Raw genomic sequence first — 20,225 nt, 5'->3', positions numbered from 1 at the left:
GACTGTCAACGTGTATCATGAAGAAACTCATCAACGACCCCGACGACGTGGTCGACGAGATGCTCGACGGTATGGTGGCTGCGTATCCGGAGGCGGTACGACGGCTCTCGGATACGAATGTCCTCGTCCGCGCGGACGCCCCGGTCGACGGGAAAGTCGGCGTCGTCAGCGGCGGCGGGAGCGGACACGAACCGACACACGCGGGCTACCTCGGCGACGGGATGCTCGACGGGGCGGCGGCGGGCGAGGTGTTCACGTCGCCGACGGCCGACGAACTGGAGGAGATGGTCGCCGCCGCCGACAGCGGCGAGGGCGTCCTGATGGTCATCAAGAACTACGAGGGCGACGTGATGAACTTCGAGACGGCCGGTGAGATGGTCGAGATGGAGGGAACGAACGTCGCGGAAGTGGTCGTCGACGACGACGTGGCCGTCGAGGACTCGCTGTACACCTCCGGCCGCCGCGGCGTCTGCGGGACGATTCTGGTCCACAAGGCCGCCGGGGCGAAGGCCGCCGAAGGCGCGGACTTAGGGGAAGTCCAGCGCGTCGCTCAGAAGGTCGTCGACAACGTCGGCACGATGGGGATGGCGCTCACTTCGTGTGTCACCCCGGAGAAGGGCGAACCCACCTTCGACCTGGGCGAGGACGAAATCGAACTCGGCATCGGTATCCACGGCGAACCCGGCGTCGAACGGACCGACATCATGGACGCCGACGCCATCACGACGGAACTCACCGAGTCCGTACTGGACGACCTCGAACTCGACGACGGGCAGGAGGTGATGACCATCGTCAACGGCATGGGCGGCACGCCGCTGATGGAACTGTTCGTCGTCAACCGCAAACTGCAGGAGATACTCGGCGACCACGGACTGGAGACGTGGGACTCGTGGGTCGGCGACTACATGACCTCGCTCGACATGGCCGGGTGTTCCATCACCGTCTGCGCCGTCGACGACGAACTCAAGGACCTGCTGAGTGCACCGGCCGACACTCCCGCGCTGACGGTGAAATGAGCGCGGACGGCGAGGCGGTGGTCGCGGCGGTCCGAGCGGTCGCCGACCGCATCGAGGCCGAGCGGAGCTATCTGACCGACCTCGACTCGGCCATCGGGGACGCCGACCACGGCGGGAACATGGCCCGCGGGTGGACGGCGGCCGCCGAGAAAGCCGCGGAGATGGACGACCCGGAACCGGCCGACGTTGTCAAGACCGTCGGGAAGACGCTCATGTCGGAGGTCGGCGGCGCGTCGGGACCGCTGTACGGCGGGTCCCTCGTCTTCGCCAGTCCGGACCTCGAAGACGGTATCACCGCCGAGAGCGCCGTCGCGTTCGCCGAGACGTACTTGGAGAAGGTCCAAGACAGGGGCGACGCCCGCGTCGGCGACAAGACGATGGTCGACGCGCTGACGCCCGCGGTCCACACGTTCAAGAAGTCAGTCGAGACGGACGACCTCACGCCGCTGGAAGCGCTGGCGAAGGCCGTCGACGCGGCCGAACGCGGCGTCGCGTTCACCGTCCCGATTCGTGCCTCGAAAGGCCGTGCCTCCTACCTCGGATGGCGCTCTGTGGGCCATCAGGACCCCGGCGCGACGAGCACGCTGTACATCATGGAGGAACTGCTCGGCGTCGCACAGGAGCGGGTAGACGGCACCGAGGAACTCGACCGGGACGCCGCGTCGCCGACTATCCCCGACGGCGAGGAGGGCGCGGAGGACTGATGGTCGGTCTGGTCGTCGTCTCCCACAGCGCGAAAGCGGCCGAGGGTATCGCGGAGGTGGCCGCAGAGATGGGCGGGGACACCCGCATCGAACCGGTCGGTGGCGACGGGCAGGGCGGGTTCGGAACCGTCCCGGACGCCATCGAAGACGCTCTGGACGCGGCCGACGGGGGCGACGGCGTCGTCGTCCTCGTGGACCTCGGGAGCGCGGTGATGAACGCCGACGTGGCTATCGAGATGAGCGACGTGGACGCGGTCATCGCCGACGCCCCGGTGCTGGAGGGCGCGGTCAACGCCGCCGTGGCCGCGACGAGTCCGAAGGCCACGCTGGACTCGGTCCGCGAACAGGCCGAGGCGGCCCGCGACATCGCCAAACTCTGAGTCAGGTCCCGTCGTGGCCCTCCGCGATGCCGTTGAGTTTGGTCACGCGCAGGCGGACGACGTTGAACTCCAAGTCGTCGACCGGGCGGTCGTGGACCTCGAAGTACGGAATGTCGAGTTTCTTGGTGGCCTCCTCGACGGCGGAGTCGATGTTGCTCTCGGTCAGGACTTGGAGTTCGCCCTCGGCGACGACGCTCGTCCACCCCTCACCGGTCTGGTCGTAGACGACGAACGTCGCCTGTTCGGTCGCGTCGAGGAACTTCCGTTTCTGACTGCCGGGCGCGTAGCCCATCCGGAAGTAGATGCTCGAATCCTCCTCGCGGTACATGTACGAGAGCGGAACGCCGTAGCCGTCGTTCTCGCGGCCGAGACAGATGACGCCGGTTCGGTGACTCTCCAAGAAGTCGGTTATCTCGACGGCGTCGAGGTTGATTCGACTCATACGGTCGTTCCTTGGGCCGCCAGTTATCTATAGTTCTAGTGTCATTTCCGGGGCGCGGGTACTACCCAGCGGTTCGGTAGCAATCCCAAAGGAAACCGGTCGCGCTCTCTGTCGTCCCAGACACGCTAGTCAACGGTTCGAATCGTACTCCTCAGCGTCGTACTCATCCGTCAGCGACAGGAGCAGGAGCATTCCGAAACCGGCGACGGCGGCGTAGAAGACGTCGACGTGAACGAATCCGACGGTGACCACGTGGGTTCCCGGTTCAGCGAGGAGGACCGTCGCGGCGAGGCCACAGAGGCCGACGACCGGATACAGCGAGTGGTGAACGCGTGTCAAGACGTGGAGCCACCGTTCCATGTGGCGGCCAACGCGCGTTTCGCCCATGAGCCTTGTCGAAACTGGTACCCTGATAACGTCTACAGACCCAACGCCCCGCCCACCTCGGCGCGCGTCTCGCACGCCAGCACCTCGCTCGCGAGCGCTTCGGCGGCGTCGGTGTCGGTGTCCCGAACCCGCTGTTTGACCGCGGGGACGGTGACGGCGCTCATAGAGAGTTCGTCCAACCCGAGGCCGACGAGCAGTTCCGTCAGGTCGGGATCACCGGCCATTTCGCCGCACATCCCGACCCACGCGCCGCCCTCGTGCGCGGCGTCGACGGTGCGGTCGATGGCCCGCAAGACGGCCGGATGAAGCGGGTCGTGCAAGTCCGCGACCCCATCGTTCTCGCGGTCGGCGGCCATCACGTACTGGGTGAGGTCGTTCGTCCCGATAGAGAGGAAGTCCAGTCGTTCGGCGAGCGCGTCGGCGACGAACGAGGCGGCGGGCGTCTCGACCATCGCGCCCAGTTCCGGCATCGCGTACTCGACGCCCTCGCTTTCGAGGGCCGCCGCGACCGACTCGACCTGCTCTCGGACGGCATCGACTTCCTCGACGCGGGCGACCATCGGGACCATCACCGCGAGGTCCGCCCCGTGTTCGGTCGCCGCCGCGCGCAAGAGGGCCCGCAACTGCGTCTCGAAGAGGTCGGCGTGGTCGCCGAGCGACAGTCTGACACCGCGCTGTCCGAGGAACGGGTTCGGTTCCTCGGGGAGGTCAAGATACGGGACCTGCTTGTCGCCGCCCACGTCGAGGGTGCGGACGACGACGCGGTCGGTGGGGAAGGCGTCCAACGCGGCCGTAATCGCGTCAAACTGCTCGTCTTCGTCCGGCGGCGCATCGCGGTCCAGAAACAGGAACTCCGTGCGAAAGAGGCCGATACCGTCCGCGCCGCGCGCGACGGCGGGGTCCAACTCGGCGGGCCGACCGACGTTCGCGGCCACCTCGATTTCGCGGCCGTCGGCCGTCGCGACGTGGTCGTCGACGACCGGCGCGTCAAGTTCCGAAACCGCGGCCCGCCGCCCTTCGCTCGGGTCGAGGACGACTTCACCCGCCTCGCCGTCGACGAGGACCGTCGCGCCGTCGGGAATCTCTTCGAGTGCCTCGCCGACGCCGACGACGGCCGGAATCGCCAGCGAGCGAGCGATGATGGCGGCGTGTGAGGTGCGCCCGCCGGTGACCGTGGCGATGCCCGCGACGGCGTCGGGGTCGAGTCCGGCGGTGTCGCTCGGCGTGAGTCGCTCCGCGAGCAACACCGTCCCGTCGGGAAGCGCCGAGAGGTCGACGGCGTCCACGTCGAGCAGTTCGCGCAGAAGTCGGTCGCGCACGTCCCGCAGGTCGTCGGCGCGTTCGGCCATCCGGCCCTCCATGCCCTCGAACTGGGCAACGAACTCGCCGAACACGTCGTCGACGGCGTGCTCCGCGGTCACCCCGTCGTCGATGGTAGCTTCGATGCCGTCGACCAGTTGCGGGTCGTCGAGGAACTGCTCGTGGGCCTCGAAGACGGCGGCCTCCTCGTCGCCGACGCGTTCCGCCGCCCGGTCGTGGGCACGCCGGATGTCCTCGCGGACGCTGTCTCTGGCGCTCTCGAAGCGGTCGCGCTCCCGTTCGGGGTCGACCGCCTCGGGGTCCGGTCGGTCCGGAAGGTCCAGCGCCTCGTCGGGCCGGTACCACCGGACGGTCCCGACGCCCGACAGCGGCGTACTCCCGACGCCGGTGACCGTCGTCACGACGCCTCCTCCTCCACGGGCGTCGTCAGAATCTCCTCCAGAGCGTCGAGTACGTCCGCGGCGTCGTCGCCCTCGGCGACCAGACGGACCGACTCGCCGTGCTGGACGTTCAGGCCGGTGACCGAAAGCATACTGTTGCCCGGGACGGGGTCGCCGTCGTCGTCTGCCCTCCCGACGGTCACCGTCGCGTCGTACTGGTTGACGGTCTGGACGAACTTCGAGGCTGGTCGGGCGTGCAAACCGGCTTCCGGGACGACTTCGATGACGCGTTCCATACCCGACCTAACGTGTGCGTGAACCATTACCGTACTGCCACCAAACGGTTTAGTGGCCCCCCTCCCTCGGTGACGCTGTGAGTCGACCGGTCGGCTATCTATCGTTGGTCGTCGCTCTCCTCTGTGCCGCCGGGGGCGTCGTGGTCCAGCGAATCGGGATCGAAGGTGCCATCGAGGGGATAGCGGTGTCGCTCCTGCTCACGAAGGCGCTCTCGTTGCTGGCCGTCGCGTTCGCTACCTACGGCTGTTATCGGGTGGCGCTGGGCGCGTACGACCAGCGGACGCGGGACAAGCGCCGCCGACACGACGCGAAGAACCTCTTCCGTCTCGGGTTCGGCATCGCGGGGACGCTCGCGGCGCTGGGCATCGCCACCGAGCAGTGGGTCGGCCTGCTGTTCTCGCTGGGTGTGGTCGGGTTCGCGGTGACCTTCGCGCTCCAGCAACCGCTGTTCTCGTTGCTCGGATGGTTCTACATCATGGTCAAGCGCCCGTATCAGGTCGGCGACCGGGTGGCAATCGAGGACTCGAAGGGCGACGTGGTCGAAGTCTCCTTCCTCGTGACGACGCTGTGGGAGATAAACGGCGACCTCGTCTCCTCGAACCAGCCTTCGGGGCGGAGCATCACCCTCCCCAACAGCGTCGTGCTCTCCTCGCACGTCAAGAACTTCACGCAAGAGGAGTTCCCCTTCATCTGGAACGAACTGTCGATTCAGGTGGCCTACGAGACGGACTTCGAGTACGCCACCGAGACGATGCTGACCGTCGCCGACGATTACCTCGGCGACGAGATGGCCAACCGCATCGCGAACTACCGCGACCGACTGGCCGAGACGCCCGTCGAACTCGAAGTGCAGGACCGGCCGACGGTCAACGTCGTCCAAGAGGAGTCGTGGGTGGAGTTCCGCCTGCGCTATCTGGTTCACCCCCGGCGCGGTCAGCGCGTGAAGAACGAACTGTACAAGCGCATCCTCGCGGCGTTCAACGAGGACCCGGAGCGCGTGCGGTTCCCGGTCAGCCGCAACCGCTGAACCGGGGCTTAAGTCCCGCCGGGGCGCATCACCCGGTATGGACGAGACGCCGCTGCCAGAGGTGACCGAACAGTTCGCCCGAACGCTCGCGCCCGAACCCGACGCCGTCATCGAGGAGATGGACGCGAAGGCCGACCGAGAGGGATTCCCGACGGTCGGTCCGGCCGTCGGCGGGTGGCTTCGACTGCTCGCGCGCCTGACCGACGCCGAACGCGTCTTCGAGTTCGGGTCCGGGTTCGGCTACTCCGCGTACTGGATGGCCCCCGCGCTCCCCGCGGACGGCGAAATCGTGCTGACCGAAATCGACGCCGACGAACTCGACGAAGCGCGCGAGTTCCTCGCTCGCGGGGGGTACGCCGACCGCGCGGCGTTCGAACACGGCGACGCCATCGACATCGTCGACGCCTACGACGGCCCCTTCGACGTGGTGCTCGTCGACAACGAGAAGGACCGCTACGCGGAGGCGTTCGAGGCGGTTCGCGAGAAAGTCCCCGTCGGCGGCGTCGTCGCCGCGGACAACGCCATCGAGGCCGGACCGCTGGACTTCGACGACGTGCGGGCCCTCCTCGCGGGCGAGGACGTGGACGCCAACGACATGAGTCGCGGTATCGCGGCCTATCTCGAACGAGTGCGGGACGACCCGGACTTCGAGACGGGCCTGCTCCCGCTGGGGGAGGGCGTCGCCGTCAGCGTCCGGGTCGCCTGAGGCCACCCGATTCTCGCCTGCGAAAATGGGGGTGCATAGCTTATGTGGCAGGCCGGGCAAGTCAGCGCCAACCGACCACGCATGAGTCTGATGATAGACATCCGGAAGTTGGGGCTGTTCAACAAGATGGCCAAGGAGGGGGGCAACACCGTCGCCAACCACCTCAGCCAGATGACGGGGATGGAGACGGAGATGGAGATTACGAAGATAAACTTCATCGACATCCCGGACATCAAGACGCACGTCGGCCACGAGAAGCAAATCGGCATCAGCATCGAGATGGTCGAGAAACCGCACGGCTACATCCTCTTTCTGTTCAACGCCCAGAGCGCGAAGGACCTCGCCCACGGCATGATTGGCGACATGGGCGAGACGGACCCCAGCGCCAGCGGATTCACCGACATGGAGCGGTCGGCGATTCAGGAGATCGGGAACATCATGACCAGCGGGTTCATCGACGGATGGGCGAACGTCCTCGATACGACCATCGACATCTCGACGCCGAACTTCACGTTCGGGCCGGGCAGCGGGATGGTCGACCAGTTGGTCGGCGACCGGGAGAACGAGATGGCGCTCATGTTCGACTCGCGGGTCCACGCGCTGGACTCGAACATCAACGTCAAGGTGTACACGTTCCCCGAACTGGAGGAACTGGTCGACCTGATGCAGCAAATCGAGGTCTGAGCGGGAAAACTACTATTCCTTCACGATTAATTTACCGACCTTCATGTAGGATGAGCGCCATTGGCACGGTATGCCGGGTGGTTCACCCCAGACGCTCCGACCGTTCCTGACACGTGCGGCGCAACTGTACCCCGAGACGGAAATCGTCTCTCGGACCCACGAAGGCATGGTCCGGTACGACTACGACGAGTACGCCGACCGCGCGGCGCAACTCGCCAACGCCCTGTCTGCGGCGGGGTTCGGCGACGGTGACCGAATCGGGACCTTCTGTTGGAACCACCATCGACACTTCGAGACGTACTTCGGCGTTCCGTCGATGGGCGCGCAACTCCACACCATAAATCCGCTCCTCCCCGATAAGCACGTCCAGTACATCGTCGAGAACGCACAGGACCGCGCCATCTTCGTCGACGCCTCCTTCCTGCCGAAACTGGAAGGCGCGGTGGCCGACGACCCCGACCCGTTCGACTCCGTCGAGCAGTTCGTCGTCATGGGCGAGTCGGTTCCGGAGACGGACCTCGACGCCGTCGCCTACGAGTCGTTCGTCGAGGGGCACGCCACCGAGTACGACTGGCCCGCGCTGGAGGAGGAGCGACCGGCGGGCCTCTGTTACACGTCGGGGACCACCGGCCAACCGAAGGGCGTCGAGTACACCCAGCAGATGCTGTGGTCGCACACGATGGCCATCCAGTCCCCACAGGGGATTCCGCTGGCCGACGACGACGTGATGATGCCCGTGGTCCCGATGTTCCACGTCAACGCCTGGGGCCTGCCCTTCTCGGCGACGGCGGGCGGGGCGAAACACGTCTACCCCGGCCCGCAACCCGAACCCGCCGACCTCGCCCGACTCATCGAGGAGGAGGGCGTCACCGTCACCGCTGGCGTTCCGACGGTGTGGCTCGGCCTGATGGAGTACGTCAAAGAGAACGACGTGGACCTCTCCACGCTGGACCGCCTCGTCGTCGGCGGAAGCGCCGCCCCCGAAGCGATGATTCGGTTCTTCGACGACCACGGTGTCGAACTCGTCCACGCGTGGGGTATGACCGAGACATCGCCGGTCGGCAGTGTCGCCCACCTCAAATCTGACCTCGAAGACGCAGACTACGAGACGCAACTCGAAAAGCGGTCCAAGCAGGGTCTCATCACCCCCGGACTGGAGTATCGGGTCATCGACGACGACGGCAACGACGTTCCCCAGGACGGCGAGGCCTTCGGGGAACTCCACATCCGCGGCCCGTGGGTCACGACCGAGTACTTCGCGCGCCCGGAGGCCACCGAGGAGGAGTTCGAGGACGGGTACCTGAAGACCGGCGACGTGGTTTCCGTCGACGAGGACGGCTACATCAAAATCGTGGACCGCGCGAAAGACGTCATCAAGAGCGGCGGCGAGTGGATATCCTCACAGGAGCTAGAGAACGCGTTGATGGCCCACGACGCCGTCGCGGAGGCGGCGGTCATCGGCGTGCCGCACGAGCGCTGGCAGGAGCGTCCGCTCGCCCTCGTCGTTCCGGTGGACGGGGCCGACACCAGCGCGCTCGACGACGAGTTGCGCGACCACATCCTCGCGGAGTACCCGAAGTGGTGGGTTCCGGACGCAGTCGTCACAATCGAGGAAGTCCCGAAGACGGCCACCGGGAAGTTCAACAAACAGGCGTTACGGGCCGAATACGGCGACGAATCGCTCGTCGAGGGTCGAGTCCCGGACGACGCCGCGCCCGAGTCGTAAGCTACTGGACGCCCGCGGTGAGCGAGCGAACTTCTTCTCGGTAGGCGTCCGGCGTGAGACCGAGGTCCACGTCCACCGAGACGGCGATGCCGTTGGTCAGTTCGCTCTCGATGGTCTCCGCGAAGTTCTGTGCCGGGAACGCCCCGCCGGAGACGAGGACGTAGTCGCCGTGGTGCCAGACGGCGAGTACAGCGCCGATGCCGATGTCTTCGGCCGGGATTTCGACGCTTTCGGAGTCCGTGATGTCGAACGTGACGCCCTCGAAGGGGTACACCGCGCTCAGTTCGACCGTTTCGGCCGTCTCGCCGGTGTCGATGTCGAGGGTCCCGCTCCCGGTTTCTCGGATGTCGGTCAAGCCCTGATTCCGCATCTGCTGTTCGAACTGTTCGCGGGCGTTCGCCCGGACCTGGTCGACGATTTCGGCTTGCCCGGCCCCCGCCGGGAGGTTATCGAGATTCGGGCTGAAGTCGATTCGGGAGGCGAACCACACCGCGAGCGACGTCTCGACCTGTCCGAGGGTCCGGTCGGACACCTGCTGTCGCAACGCCGCGTCCTGAAACTGGAGGGTGTGCTGGACGGCCCGGAGTGTGACCGGTCCGTAACTCTCCTCTAGCACCGTGCCGCTGTTCTCGGCGCTCCGTTTCCACCCTTCTGACTGGAGTTCCTCGCTCGGAACGCTTGGTTCGGGCGTCTCTGCGGCGGCGAAAAACCCGGAACAGCCACTCAACGCGGCCGTACCGAGGCCTGCGCCGACTGCCAAGTATTCTCGTCGCTCCATGCCAATTAGTTACCACTTTTCTAAAAAAAAGCGTGGTGGCCGCGACAGCGATGGCACATTGAAACAACTTAGCTGAGGTTTGTCTGAGTTTCACGAATTATATGGTGGTTCCCGCCTTGGAGGGTTGCATGGAGCTACTCTCGGACCACCCAGTGCCGGAACACGCTCGCGAGGTCAAACAGGAAGCCCGCGAGTTCGCGCAGGAACACATCGAGCCGAACGCCGCCGACTACTACGCGTCGGGCGAGTACCCGTGGGAGATTCTCGAAGCCGGGATGGACGCCGGACTCGTCGCGCAGGACCTCGGCGAGGACCTCGGCGGCAAGGGGTTCGACCTCCACCAAGTGCTCGCCATCGCCGAGGAGTTCTACAAGGCCGACGCCGGTATCGCGCTGACGCTCCAGTTGGCGAGTTTCGGCGCGGAAATCGTCGAGGACCACGGCGCGGAGTGGCAGCACGAGGAGTTCCTGAAGCCGGTCGCCCAGAACGACCAGATTACGGGCCTCGCGGTGTCTGAACCGCAGACCGGGAGCGACCTCGCGGGGATGACCACCAGCGCCGAGAAGGACGGCGACGAGTGGGTCATCAACGGCGAGAAGTACTGGGTCGGTAACGCCGTCGAGGCCGACTGGCTCACGCTGTACGCGAAGACCGGCGACGACCCGAACAACCGCTACGGCAACTACTCGATGTTCATCGTGCCGACGGACGCCCCCGGCTACCACGCCGAGCACATCCCCGAGAAGATGGGCTTCCGCGCCTCCAAGCAGGGCCACATCGTCCTCGAAGACTGCCGCATCCCAGAGGAGAACCTCGTCGGCGTCGAGGGCGCGGGCTTCTACATGCTCGCGGAGTTCTTTAACCACGGCCGCGTCATCGTCGCGGGTCACGGCCTCGGGATGGCCGCCGCGGCCATCGAGGAGGCCTGGGAGTTCGTCCACGACCGCGAGGCGTTCGGCAAGACCGTCGACGAATTCCAAGCAGTCCAGCACAAACTCGCGGACATGCACTTGGCCTTCCAGTCCGCGCGCTCGCTCACGTGGGACGCCGCCGACCGCGTCGCCAATCAGGAGAACGCCGGGTACTGGGCGGCCCTCGCCAAGACCGAAGCGACCGAAGCCGCGATGGACTGCGCCGAGAAGGGGATGCAACTCCACGGCGGCCGCTCGGTCCTGACCGAGAACCGCATCTCCCGCGTCTACCGCGACGTGCGGATTCCGGTCATCTACGAGGGTGCCAACGACATCCAGCGCAACCTCATCTACCGACAAGCGCCGCAGTAACCCCTCGAAATCCCCGTCCCCAGCTTATGCGACCGGCAGTCGGAGTCTGACTTCGCCGCCGGTCTCGTCGCTATCGCCGAACCCGAGTTCGCCGCCGAGTTCTTCGACCGCCGTCTTCACGACCCAGAGCCCCAGTCCGCTGGCGTGTTCGACCTGCGTCCGGTCGCGTTCGCCGGTCAGAATCTGTCGCTCCACTTCCGGGATTCCCGGCCCGTCGTCCTCGACGACCAGCGTCACGGCTTGGTCGTCGCGCTCGGCGGTGACGCGTACCGTCTGTTCGTCCGTGTGGACGATGGCGTTCTCGACGAGGTGTCTGAGCGACGTCGACAGGTGGGTCGTCGCGAGAACGGACACGTCCGGAACCTCGGCCTCGATGGTCGCCTCCGGGTAGTCCGCCCGGCAGTCGGCGACGACGCCGTCCACGAGGTCGGGGAGCGAGCGCGCCGTCGGGGACGCCCCGTCGTCGACGATTGCCTGCATCTCTTTGAGACGTGTGCTCATCGACCCGAGGCTCTGGCTGACCGCTTCGACCCGTTCGCTCGCTTGTTCCCGAACCGCCAAATCCACGTCGGCCCCGTAGAGGTCCGCGACGCCAGCGAGCACCTGCGCGTCGTTCCGAAGGTTGTGCCGCGCGAGACGGTTCAGGACCGCCAACTTCTCCCGTTCCCGCGCCAGTTCGGTCGCGCGGATTCGCCGCACGTCGTTGATTCCGATGAGGACGTGGGCCACGGCGCTGACGCCGAGGACGCCCGCGGCGACGTACGCTGGCAGCGTCACGTCGCCCGTCGTCGACGCCAGCCCCAGCACTATCCCGAGAACGACGACGCCGAGGGCGTTCCACCCGGCGACGCGGACGACGTGGCCCGTCGAGATGTCGGTCCCGACGAGGAGCGCCGCGCCGCCGAAGAGGACGACGCCGATGACTATCCCGAGGACGGCGAGTACGGTCCCGCTCGTATCCAGCGGTCCCGTGAACGCCCGTGCGTTCGGCACGGCGACGAGAACCCCCGTCGCCGCAATCGTCGCCGCCGCGCTGGTTCGTTTGAGCCGTGTCACGGCCACCACCTACCATCGGGAATCGGCTTCGACAGCCGAGAACTGTGGCGATACATACCACTCTCTTACCACCTCGAAACCAATACTTATTGGGGCGGACGGCGGCGACCCCGACCGGTCGGCGAACGGCGGCCGACCCGACTGTGTCGGGGATGCACCTTATCGACGTTCGACCCGTACGTACTGTATGGTCGACACAACCATCACGTTCCTCGACCGCGGGCGGGTACAGGCCGACCGGAACTTCGTCGTCGACGGGACCAGCGTGGCGACCGCGTCGAACCGCGACCCTGCCCACGAGTACGAGACGTACGTCGTCTGGAACCTCGTCATCGAGACGCCGGAGACGACGATTCTCTGGGATACGGGGTCCCATCCGGACGCAGGCGACGGCTACTGGCCCGACCCCCTGTACGAGGCGTTCGCCCATGTCGACGCGGCCGACCACTCGCTCTCTGACGACCTCGCCGCCGCGGGGTACTCCCTCTCGGACATCGACGCCGTGGTGATGAGCCACCTCCACCTCGACCACGCTGGCGGCCTCTACAACTTCGCCGGGACGGACACCCCGATTTACGTCCACCGCGAGGAACTCCCGTTCGCGTACTTCAGCGCGAAGACGGCGGAGGGGTCCATCGCGTACCTCGCCAGCGACTTCGACCACGACCTGAACTGGCAGGTCGTCCACGGCGACGGCTACCGCCTCGCCGACGGCGTGGAACTGCTCCACCTCCCCGGCCACACGCCCGGTCTGCTCGGCGCACTCATCGAGCGAGAGGGCGACCCGCTGTTGGTCGTCGGCGACGAGGCCTACGTCGAGGCCAACTACGAGGGCGCGCCGATGGCGACGAGTCTCCTCTGGAACAACGGCGCGTGGAAGGAGAGTCTGGAACGGTGTCGGAACGTCCAGCGCGAGACGGGCGCGGAAATCATCCTGGGGCACGACCTCTCGGTGTTCGAGGACCTCGCGTGAACGGCGTCAGGGCTCGGGAACGAGCGTGAGCGTCTCGCCGTCCGCGTTCCGGACGGTCCAGCGCTCGCCCGTCTTCTCGACGACGCTCCAGACGCCGAAAAAGAGGTGGCAGTCGAGTTCGAGCGCGTTCACTCGCTGGCCGGTCTCGTCGATGCGGTAGGCGTCGGGGTCGTCGCTCATCGTCGGTTTCTCCGGATGACTGGAGTATTGGTGGGGCCTCGAAGCGTCTGATTCCGCGCTACTGCACCACCCTATTGCTCAGGGGCTCATTCCCTTCGCCGTTCCGCGTCGGGGCTGTCACTCCGTTCAAGCCTCGCTATCCACGAATCCGTAACTCGTCTCCAGATGCTCGATTATCCAGTCGACCGTCGATTCGTCGTAGGTCCAGAAGCCGTAGAACTTCCGCGGTTCCCGCTCCTCGGCGAGGAGCGCACACTTCTGGCTCGGGTCGTCGCCGCCGTCGAAGACGACGAACCACGAGTCCGCTATCTCCTGCGTGCGTTCGAGGTGGAGCGTGAAGGCGCTCTGGTCCGGCGGGTCGATGTCGGGGACGGCGTAGGCGTGGACGTCCACGTCCGAGTCGCCGAGGCGTTCGTAGAGGTCCAACTCGCCTTCCAGGGTGGACAGCGTCTGGAACCCGGCGTGGAGCGACCCGTTGCCGACGCGCCACGCCCGGTCCTCGATTTCGCGAGAGGCGGCGACCATCCGACCGATGGACCACGACGTGAACATCGTCTCGTCGAGGTAGTCGAGGACGGTCCGATACCCGGTGTGCGTCGTCGACAGGTGGCCGTCGTGGCTCTCGAGCGTCTCGTAGAAACTGTCGAGGTCTGTGGCCGTGAGCACGGTGTCGCCGTCACTCAGCGTCAGGAACTGCCCGGGGCGACCGCTCACCGTCTGCTCCGCGGTCACCGCGAGGTTGCGGTCGGCGAACTGCTCGCGCAGGTCGGACACGACCCGGGCGTCGGCGTTGAACACCGCGAGGGTCTTCTCGTGGTCTTCAACCCCGGTGATGAGTTCCGTCAGTGACATCCATGTGTTATTACTCGCGCGGGAGGCGCTTAGCCCTTGCGTCCACATCGAACCAGTCGACGGCGAAACAGTTCGTTTCTGGCGCGGAGACGATAACTGAGCCGCCCCGCGATATTAATAACGATTAATATACCTTGATGTAGTGGAAAATCTTTAGTCATGCCCCCCCAATCTCCCGATACGGCACCAGAGCTGGGGCCGAGGATTTCACCATGACAGACAACGAGCTAATCTGGCGAATCGCTGGGGGTTCCGGGGACGGAATCGACTCGACCAGCCAGAACTTCGCGAAGGCCCTGATGCGTTCGGGACTTCACGTTTTCACACATCGTCACTACCCGTCGCGCATCCGGGGCGGCCACACGTACGTGGAAGTACGCGCGAAGGACGAACCCGTCCAGTCGCGCGGCGACGGCTACAACTTCCTGCTGGCGCTGGGCGACTCCTTCGCCCGCAACCCGCAGGAAGAAGCGTACTACGGCAAAGAGGAACTGAAGCCGCTGTACGAGAACTTCGACGAACTCCGCGAGGGCGGCGTCCTCCTGTACGACGAGGGCCTCCTCGACGAGGACGACGTCGACGAAATCGGCCTCGAAGAGGCCGCCGAGGAGAACGGCTGGCACGTCGTCCCGATGGACCTTCGGGGCATCGCCAAGGAACACGGCCGCGAGATTATGCGCAACACCGCCGGTATCGGCGCGACGGCGGCCATCCTCGACATCGACACCGAAGAGTTCGAACAACTCATCGAGCAGAACATGGCTGGCGACATGCAGGAAGCCAACCTCAACGTTCTGCAGGACGCCTACGACGCGGCGTCGGAACTCGACATCGACCACGATATCGAGGTTCCCGAGAACTCCCACGACGAGGAACAGGTCATCCTCTCGGGGTCGAACGCCATCTCCTACGGGGCGCTCGACGAGGGCTGCCGCTTCATCTCGGGCTACCCGATGACCCCGTGGACCGACGTGTTCACCATCATGTCCCAACACCTGCCCGAGTTCGGCGGTATCTCCGAGCAGGTCGAGGACGAAATCGCCGCGGCGGCGCTGGCGCTCGGTGCGTCCCACGCTGGCGTGAAGTCCATGTCCGGGTCGTCCGGCGGTGGCTTCGCGCTGATGTCCGAACCGCTCGGCCTCGCGGAGATGACCGAGACGCCTATCGTGCTGGTCGAAGCGATGCGTGCCGGTCCGTCGACCGGGATGCCGACCAAGCCCGAACAGGCCGACTTAGAGTTCGTCCTGTACACGTCGCAGGGCGACTCCGCCCGCGTGGTCTTCGCTCCGGCGAACATCCGCGAGTGTTACACACAGACCCGTGCGGCGTTCCGAATCGCCTACGAGTACCAGATTCCGGCTATCGTCATCTACGACCAGAAGATTCAGGGCGAACTCCGGAACCTGCCTGCCTCGCACTTCGACGAGGAACCGAACGCCGACCCCGGGTCGGTCCTCACCGAAGAAGAGATTCAGGACGCGGCCCACCACTCCTCGGGTAAGTTCCAGCGTTTCCTCCACGAACCGGAGGACGGCTCGAACGTCAGTCCGCGGTCGATTCCCGGGCAGAAGGACGGCCGTTTCCTCGCGACGGGTAACGAACACAACCCGTCCGGACACATCAGCGAGGACCCCGACAACCGCATCGCGCAGATGAACCGTCGGCTGAACAAGCTCGACGACATCCGCGCGGACTTAGACGAGAACGCCGGTCACCAGACCTACCACGGTCCGGACGAGGCCGACTACGGTATCCTCGTCTGGGGGAGTCAGCAGGACACCGCCTTCGAGGCCGTCGACCGACTCAACGAGAACGGTCACTCCGTGAAGGCCCTGGGCGTCTCCGACATGATGCCTTACCCCGTCGAGGAGGTCAGCGAGTGGCTCGAATCCGTCGACGAAGCGCTCGTCGTCGAGATGAACGCCAGCGCCCAGTTCCGCGGGCTCACCCAGAAGGAACTCGGCCGGTACGGCGAGAAACTGTCGAGCCTCCTCAAGTACAACGGCAATCCGTTCGAACCCGCCGAAATCGTCGACGGGTTCGAGACGAGCATCAACGGCGAGGACCTCGCCGCGACCAACATGAAGTACCTCCCCGCAGCGGGTGACTAACTATGAGTGCATTCAGTGCAATCGGAGAAGAACGCGAGATCGACCGAGACGAGTTCACGCCCGGCATCGAGCCGCAGGCGACGTGGTGTCCCGGCTGTGGTGACTTCGGCGTCCTCAAGGCGCTGAAGCAGGCCATGCCGGAAGTCGGGAGGAACCCCGACGAAGTCGCGCTCTTTACGGGCATCGGCTGTTCCGGGAAGCTCAACAGCTACTTCAACAGCTACGGCTTCCACACCATCCACGGCCGCTCGCTGCCCGTCGCCCGGGCCGCGAAACTCGCCAACCCGAACCTCGAAGTCATCGCCGCTGGCGGTGACGGTGACGGCTACGGTATCGGTGGGAACCACCTCATCCACACGGCTCGTGAGAACCACGACATGACGTACATCGTGTTCAACAACGAGATTTTCGGGCTGACGAAGGGCCAGACGTCCCCAACGTCGCCGAAGGGCCACAAGTCCAAGACCCAGCCACACGGGTCGGCGAAGTCGCCCATCCGGCCGCTGAGCCAGTCGCTCAACGCCGGTGCGACCTATATCGCCCGGACCGCGGCGGTCAACCCCAACCAGGCGAAGGAGATAATCGCCGAGGCCATCGAACACAACGGCTTCGCGCACATCGACTTCCTGACCCAGTGTCCGACGTGGAACAAGGACGCGAAGCACTACGTCCCGTACACGGACGTGCAGCAGTCCGACGACTACGACTTCGACCTCTCGGACCGCACGGAAGCGGCCGAGATGATGCGACAGACCGAAGAGAAACTGTACGAGGGCGAAGTCCTCACCGGCCGCATGTACGTCGAGGACGCCCGCCCCTCCTACGGTGAGGAGAAGCAGGCCATCGGCGAGATGCCCGAGGAACCGCTCGCAGAGCGGTACTTCGACGAGGACGCCGAGTGGGAGCGGACCTACGACAACCTGCTGGAACACCACAAGTAAGCCCACTTCGGGCGTAGCCACCCCGTTTCCGACGGTTCGGCACGGGGGTTTCTGGTTCGGAAGATATTTTTTCATCCACGGAAAAGAAACGTACATGAGTGCTGAGTCTACGGAGCGTCGTATCCTGTCGGTCCTCGAAGAGGACGCGCAGGCATCATACGCCGACATCGCCGAACGGGCCGACGTGTCGAAACCGACGGTTCGAAAGTACATCCAGAAACTCGAAGACGAAGGCGTTATCGTCGGGTATTCCGCCGATATCGACCCGAAAAAGCTCGCCGGACAGTCTATCGCGATGGTCGGTATCGACGTCGCGAGCGAACGGTACGTCGAGGCGACCCGGCAGTTGAAAGACATCGACGCCGTCGAGTCGCTCTATACGTCGAGTGGTGACCACATGCTGATGGCCGAGGTGCGCGCGACGGACGGCAACTCGCTCGCGGCGGTCATCGAAGACGAGATTCTCTCTTTAACGGGCGTGACGGCGGCCCATCCGTCCTTCCTCCAAGAGCGACTGAAGTAACGGGTTTTTAGACGCTCCAGAGTGGAGGGTTCGCTATGCCGTCTCGGCTCGTACTCGGCGCGGGGTCGATTGCGATGGCGCTCGTCGACGCCATCAGCGAGGGGACCGACCCGCTTGCCGTCGTTACGGACGACGAACACCGGGCCGAGACACTCCGCGCCGACGGTATCGCGGTCACCGTCGGTGACCTGACCGACCGATCGCTTCTCGACGACCTCGACGTGCGCCCGGAGACGGTGGTCGTCGCGACGAGCGACCCCGCGGTCAACGCCGCCGCCGCCGAAACCGCACGCGCCGTCTTCGGGGACGCCTTCGTCCTCGGCTACGCTGGCCGAGGTGCAACGGATGCACAACTCGACACGCTCTCGGCGGCGGCCGACAAAGTGCTCGACCCCGCCAGCGTTCTCACGGACCGTTTCTCGGAGGTCCTCGACGATGAGGGGTCGCGCTGTCGCCACCTCCAGCGGGTGTTTCGCGACATCGACGGCCACCTCGCTATCGTCACGCACGACAACCCCGACCCGGACGCCATCGCCAGCGCCGTCGCGCTGGGAACGCTGGCCGAACGGGCGGGATGTTCCGTCTCGCTGTGTTACTACGGCGACATCTCCCATCAGGAGAACCGCGCGTTCGTGAACCTACTGGAGTACGACCTCGTCAACCTCGACGCCGACGACCCCGACGCGCTAGACGAGTACGACGGATTCGCACTTGTCGACCACTCTCGACCGGGGGTGAACGACCAACTCCCCGAAGACCTCTCCGTGGACATCGTCGTCGACCACCATCCGCCCCGACTCCCGGTCGAGGCCCGGTACGTCGACTTGCGGAGCGCCGCTGGCGCGACCAGCACGCTGTTGGTCGACTACTTCAGACGACTCGGCGTCGAACTGGAGGAGTCGATAGCGACGGGCCTCCTGTTCGGCATCCGCGTCGACACGAAGAACTTCCGGCGCGAGGTGTCGGCGGCCGATTTCGAGGCGGCCGCCCATCTCGTTCCGCACGCCGATATGTCGGTCCTCCAGCGCATCGAGGACCCGAGCATCAGCAACGAGACGCTGCGGACGCTTGGCCGGGCAATCGACAACCGCGAGCAGGAGGGGTCTGTGTTGCTGAGTTGCGTCGGCGAACTCTCCGACCGGGACGCTCTCGCACAGGCCGCCGACCGACTGCTGGACCTCGAAGGCGTCCAAGCGACGATGGTGTACGGCGTTCTCGACGGGACTATCTACGCCTCCGCTCGCGCCCGGGGCGCGGATATCGACCTCGGAGAAGTGCTTCGGGACGCGTTCGGACAAATCGGGTCCGCGGGCGGGCACGCCGACATGGCTGGCGCGCAGATAGCGCTCGGCGTGTTGGACTCCGTCGACGACCGGGACGAGTCGCTCCACGACATCGTCCGCTCGGTCGTCAGCGACCGCTTCCTCGACGCGGTTCAGTCTCGTTCGCACCGCCTGTTGACCGACGTGTACTCGGGGTCGGCCTACGGGTCTCAGCGCTTCGCCGAACTGGAACCCGATTCGGAGTTCAAACTCGTCGACGACGCCGCGGAGGAGGAGTAGGCGAGACTTTTTATCAGTTGCTGATGTTACATTCGATGATGGAGGACACGGGGCGGCCGACGGTTGGCGAGTACATGACTCGTGAAGTGTCGACCGTCGAACTCGACGATACGGTCGAAGAAGTCGCGAGGCGTATCGCCGAGAGCGAGGAGTTCAGCGGATTCCCCGTGACCGATGGGCGGCGTGTCGAGGGGTTCGTCAGCGCCCGAGACCTGCTTCTCGCGGAGGACCACGAACCGATGTTTCGGGTGATGAGCGAGAACATCCTCGTGGCCCACCCGGACATGGCCGTCCAGGACGCCGCCCGCGTCATCCTGCGCTCCGGCATCCAGAAACTCCCGGTCGTCGACGACGCGGGCAACCTCGTGGGTATCATCTCGAACGCCGACGTCATCCGCTCGCAAATCGAGCGTGCGACGCCCGATAAGGTGGATAAACTCGGGCGGACGCTCGAAAACATCCACGGCATCACCTCTCACGAGGAGCGGCGCAAAGTCCCGCTCAGTGAATTGACGCCCACCCAGACGACGGTGTACGCCGACGAACTCGAAGGACGGGTGTACGAACTCGAACGGGGACTGGCCGAACCCCTCGTCGTCATCGACAACGGCGGGGACCTGTTGCTCGCCGACGGGCACCACCGCGTGAAAGCGGCGGCGCGCCTCGGTATCGAAGAGATGGAGGCGTACGTCATCGTGCTCGGTGATACCGTCGAACTCGGCATGGCCGAGACGGCGGCCGACTCAGACCTCGAACGCATCGACGACATCGAAGAGGTCGACTACGCCCGCCACCCCCTCGTCGAGACGACTCAGCGGTTGCAAAACGAGAAGTAACGAGACGGCGGTCCGGCGGTCACCTATCCGCCGCGACGTGGGTTTTTACGCCATAACGAAG

General features: G+C 65.5%; 22 protein-coding genes. 14 read left to right on the top strand and 8 right to left on the bottom strand.

Features of this window, described 5'->3' with window-relative positions; translation table 11 throughout:
* The first annotated feature begins 17 nt into the window (after window positions 1–17).
* From dhaK to dhaM, 3 genes are read left to right on the top strand one after another with little or no spacing between them, the layout of a single operon-like run.
* Window positions 18–1,016, top strand: coding sequence for a dihydroxyacetone kinase subunit DhaK (dhaK, locus tag NJQ44_RS12680; RefSeq protein WP_254271715.1), 999 nt, complete (start codon window positions 18–20; stop codon window positions 1,014–1,016).
* The gene (gene dhaL, locus NJQ44_RS12675) at window positions 1,013–1,720 is read left to right on the top strand and encodes a dihydroxyacetone kinase subunit DhaL (RefSeq protein ID WP_254271714.1); all 708 of its coding nucleotides are present in this window, start codon (window positions 1,013–1,015) and stop codon (window positions 1,718–1,720) included. Before dhaK ends, dhaL begins: the two co-directional genes overlap by 4 nt.
* Window positions 1,720–2,100 carry a dihydroxyacetone kinase phosphoryl donor subunit DhaM gene (gene dhaM, locus NJQ44_RS12670; protein ID WP_254271713.1) on the top strand — a complete coding sequence of 127 codons (381 nt, stop codon included), beginning with the start codon at window positions 1,720–1,722 and terminating at the stop codon, window positions 2,098–2,100. The genes dhaL and dhaM overlap by 1 nt, the downstream gene beginning before the upstream one ends.
* Before the next feature lies 1 nt (window position 2,101).
* Here the strand turns inward: dhaM and NJQ44_RS12665 are convergent, their stop codons facing one another.
* The 4 genes from NJQ44_RS12665 to ptsH1 all read right to left on the bottom strand — a co-directional run bounded on the left by NJQ44_RS12665 (window position 2,102) and on the right by ptsH1 (window position 4,925).
* Window positions 2,102–2,542: a pyridoxamine 5'-phosphate oxidase family protein gene (locus NJQ44_RS12665; protein WP_254271712.1), complete on the bottom strand. Its 441-nt coding sequence runs from the start codon at window positions 2,540–2,542 to the stop codon at window positions 2,102–2,104.
* A gap of 129 nt (window positions 2,543–2,671) precedes the next feature.
* On the bottom strand, window positions 2,672–2,902 hold the full coding sequence (locus NJQ44_RS12660; RefSeq protein WP_254271711.1) for a hypothetical protein: 231 nt from the start codon (window positions 2,900–2,902) through the stop codon (window positions 2,672–2,674).
* A gap of 59 nt (window positions 2,903–2,961) precedes the next feature.
* Window positions 2,962–4,650, bottom strand: coding sequence for a phosphoenolpyruvate--protein phosphotransferase (ptsP, locus tag NJQ44_RS12655; RefSeq protein WP_254271710.1), 1,689 nt, complete (start codon window positions 4,648–4,650; stop codon window positions 2,962–2,964).
* Window positions 4,647–4,925 carry a phosphocarrier protein HPr gene (gene ptsH1 / locus NJQ44_RS12650; protein WP_254271709.1) on the bottom strand — a complete coding sequence of 93 codons (279 nt, stop codon included), beginning with the start codon at window positions 4,923–4,925 and terminating at the stop codon, window positions 4,647–4,649. Before ptsH1 ends, ptsP begins: the two co-directional genes overlap by 4 nt.
* Before the next feature lie 77 nt (window positions 4,926–5,002).
* Here ptsH1 and NJQ44_RS12645 point away from each other — a divergent pair, with 77 nt between their 5' ends.
* The 4 genes from NJQ44_RS12645 (at window position 5,003) to NJQ44_RS12630 (ending at window position 9,069) form a co-directional block, all read left to right on the top strand.
* Window positions 5,003–5,953: a mechanosensitive ion channel family protein gene (locus NJQ44_RS12645; protein ID WP_254271708.1), complete on the top strand. Its 951-nt coding sequence runs from the start codon at window positions 5,003–5,005 to the stop codon at window positions 5,951–5,953.
* Window positions 5,954–5,990: 37 nt separating this feature from the next.
* Window positions 5,991–6,659 (top strand): O-methyltransferase, encoded by a 669-nt coding sequence (locus tag NJQ44_RS12640; RefSeq protein WP_254271707.1) that lies wholly within the window; start codon window positions 5,991–5,993, stop codon window positions 6,657–6,659.
* An 81-nt stretch (window positions 6,660–6,740) separates the two neighbouring features.
* Entirely contained in the window at window positions 6,741–7,343 is a 603-nt protein-coding gene (locus tag NJQ44_RS12635) for a chemotaxis protein CheC (RefSeq protein WP_254271706.1), read from the top strand.
* Between the two features lie 70 nt (window positions 7,344–7,413).
* The gene (locus tag NJQ44_RS12630) at window positions 7,414–9,069 is read left to right on the top strand and encodes a long-chain fatty acid--CoA ligase (protein WP_254271705.1); all 1,656 of its coding nucleotides are present in this window, start codon (window positions 7,414–7,416) and stop codon (window positions 9,067–9,069) included.
* 1 nt (window position 9,070) lies between these two features.
* Here NJQ44_RS12630 and NJQ44_RS12625 read toward each other — a convergent pair whose 3' ends face one another.
* Window positions 9,071–9,847, bottom strand: coding sequence for a DUF6517 family protein (locus tag NJQ44_RS12625; protein ID WP_254271704.1), 777 nt, complete (start codon window positions 9,845–9,847; stop codon window positions 9,071–9,073).
* 128 nt (window positions 9,848–9,975) lie between these two features.
* Here NJQ44_RS12625 and NJQ44_RS12620 point away from each other — a divergent pair, with 128 nt between their 5' ends.
* Window positions 9,976–11,130, top strand: a complete 1,155-nt coding sequence (locus NJQ44_RS12620; protein ID WP_254274339.1) for an acyl-CoA dehydrogenase family protein — start codon at window positions 9,976–9,978, stop codon at window positions 11,128–11,130.
* Between the two features lie 24 nt (window positions 11,131–11,154).
* Here NJQ44_RS12620 and NJQ44_RS12615 read toward each other — a convergent pair whose 3' ends face one another.
* On the bottom strand, window positions 11,155–12,186 hold the full coding sequence (locus NJQ44_RS12615) for a sensor histidine kinase (RefSeq protein ID WP_254271703.1): 1,032 nt from the start codon (window positions 12,184–12,186) through the stop codon (window positions 11,155–11,157).
* A gap of 187 nt (window positions 12,187–12,373) precedes the next feature.
* On the opposite strand from NJQ44_RS12615, the gene NJQ44_RS12610 reads away from it, so the two are divergent.
* Window positions 12,374–13,159, top strand: coding sequence for an N-acyl homoserine lactonase family protein (locus NJQ44_RS12610; protein ID WP_254271702.1), 786 nt, complete (start codon window positions 12,374–12,376; stop codon window positions 13,157–13,159).
* Window positions 13,160–13,165: 6 nt separating this feature from the next.
* On the opposite strand, the gene NJQ44_RS12605 is transcribed toward NJQ44_RS12610, so the two are convergent.
* Both NJQ44_RS12605 and NJQ44_RS12600 read right to left on the bottom strand, forming a co-directional pair.
* Entirely contained in the window at window positions 13,166–13,339 is a 174-nt protein-coding gene (locus NJQ44_RS12605) for a hypothetical protein (protein WP_254271701.1), read from the bottom strand.
* Between the two features lie 126 nt (window positions 13,340–13,465).
* Entirely contained in the window at window positions 13,466–14,191 is a 726-nt protein-coding gene (locus tag NJQ44_RS12600; RefSeq protein WP_254271700.1) for a DICT sensory domain-containing protein, read from the bottom strand.
* A 212-nt stretch (window positions 14,192–14,403) separates the two neighbouring features.
* Between NJQ44_RS12600 and NJQ44_RS12595 the strand changes: the two genes are divergently transcribed.
* The 5 genes from NJQ44_RS12595 to NJQ44_RS12575 all read left to right on the top strand — a co-directional run bounded on the left by NJQ44_RS12595 (window position 14,404) and on the right by NJQ44_RS12575 (window position 20,164).
* Complete coding sequence (locus NJQ44_RS12595) at window positions 14,404–16,302, top strand: 2-oxoacid:acceptor oxidoreductase subunit alpha (protein WP_254271699.1); 1,899 nt, start codon at window positions 14,404–14,406, stop codon at window positions 16,300–16,302.
* A 2-nt stretch (window positions 16,303–16,304) separates the two neighbouring features.
* Window positions 16,305–17,243, top strand: coding sequence for a thiamine pyrophosphate-dependent enzyme (locus NJQ44_RS12590; RefSeq protein ID WP_254271698.1), 939 nt, complete (start codon window positions 16,305–16,307; stop codon window positions 17,241–17,243).
* Window positions 17,244–17,337: 94 nt separating this feature from the next.
* Window positions 17,338–17,766, top strand: a complete 429-nt coding sequence (lrpA1, locus tag NJQ44_RS12585; RefSeq protein WP_254271697.1) for an HTH-type transcriptional regulator LrpA1 — start codon at window positions 17,338–17,340, stop codon at window positions 17,764–17,766.
* A 35-nt stretch (window positions 17,767–17,801) separates the two neighbouring features.
* Window positions 17,802–19,328, top strand: a complete 1,527-nt coding sequence (locus NJQ44_RS12580) for a DHH family phosphoesterase (protein ID WP_254271696.1) — start codon at window positions 17,802–17,804, stop codon at window positions 19,326–19,328.
* Window positions 19,329–19,366: 38 nt separating this feature from the next.
* A complete protein-coding gene (locus tag NJQ44_RS12575; protein ID WP_254274338.1) occupies window positions 19,367–20,164 on the top strand; it encodes a CBS domain-containing protein in 798 nt (265 codons plus the stop codon).
* The last annotated feature ends 61 nt before the right edge of the window (window positions 20,165–20,225 follow it).

The organism is Haloarcula marina (genome assembly GCF_024218775.1).
Lineage (GTDB): Archaea > Halobacteriota > Halobacteria > Halobacteriales > Haloarculaceae > Haloarcula > Haloarcula marina.
The sequence above is the reverse complement of the archived record's forward strand: the minus strand, read 5'-3'. Positions and strand labels throughout refer to the sequence as shown.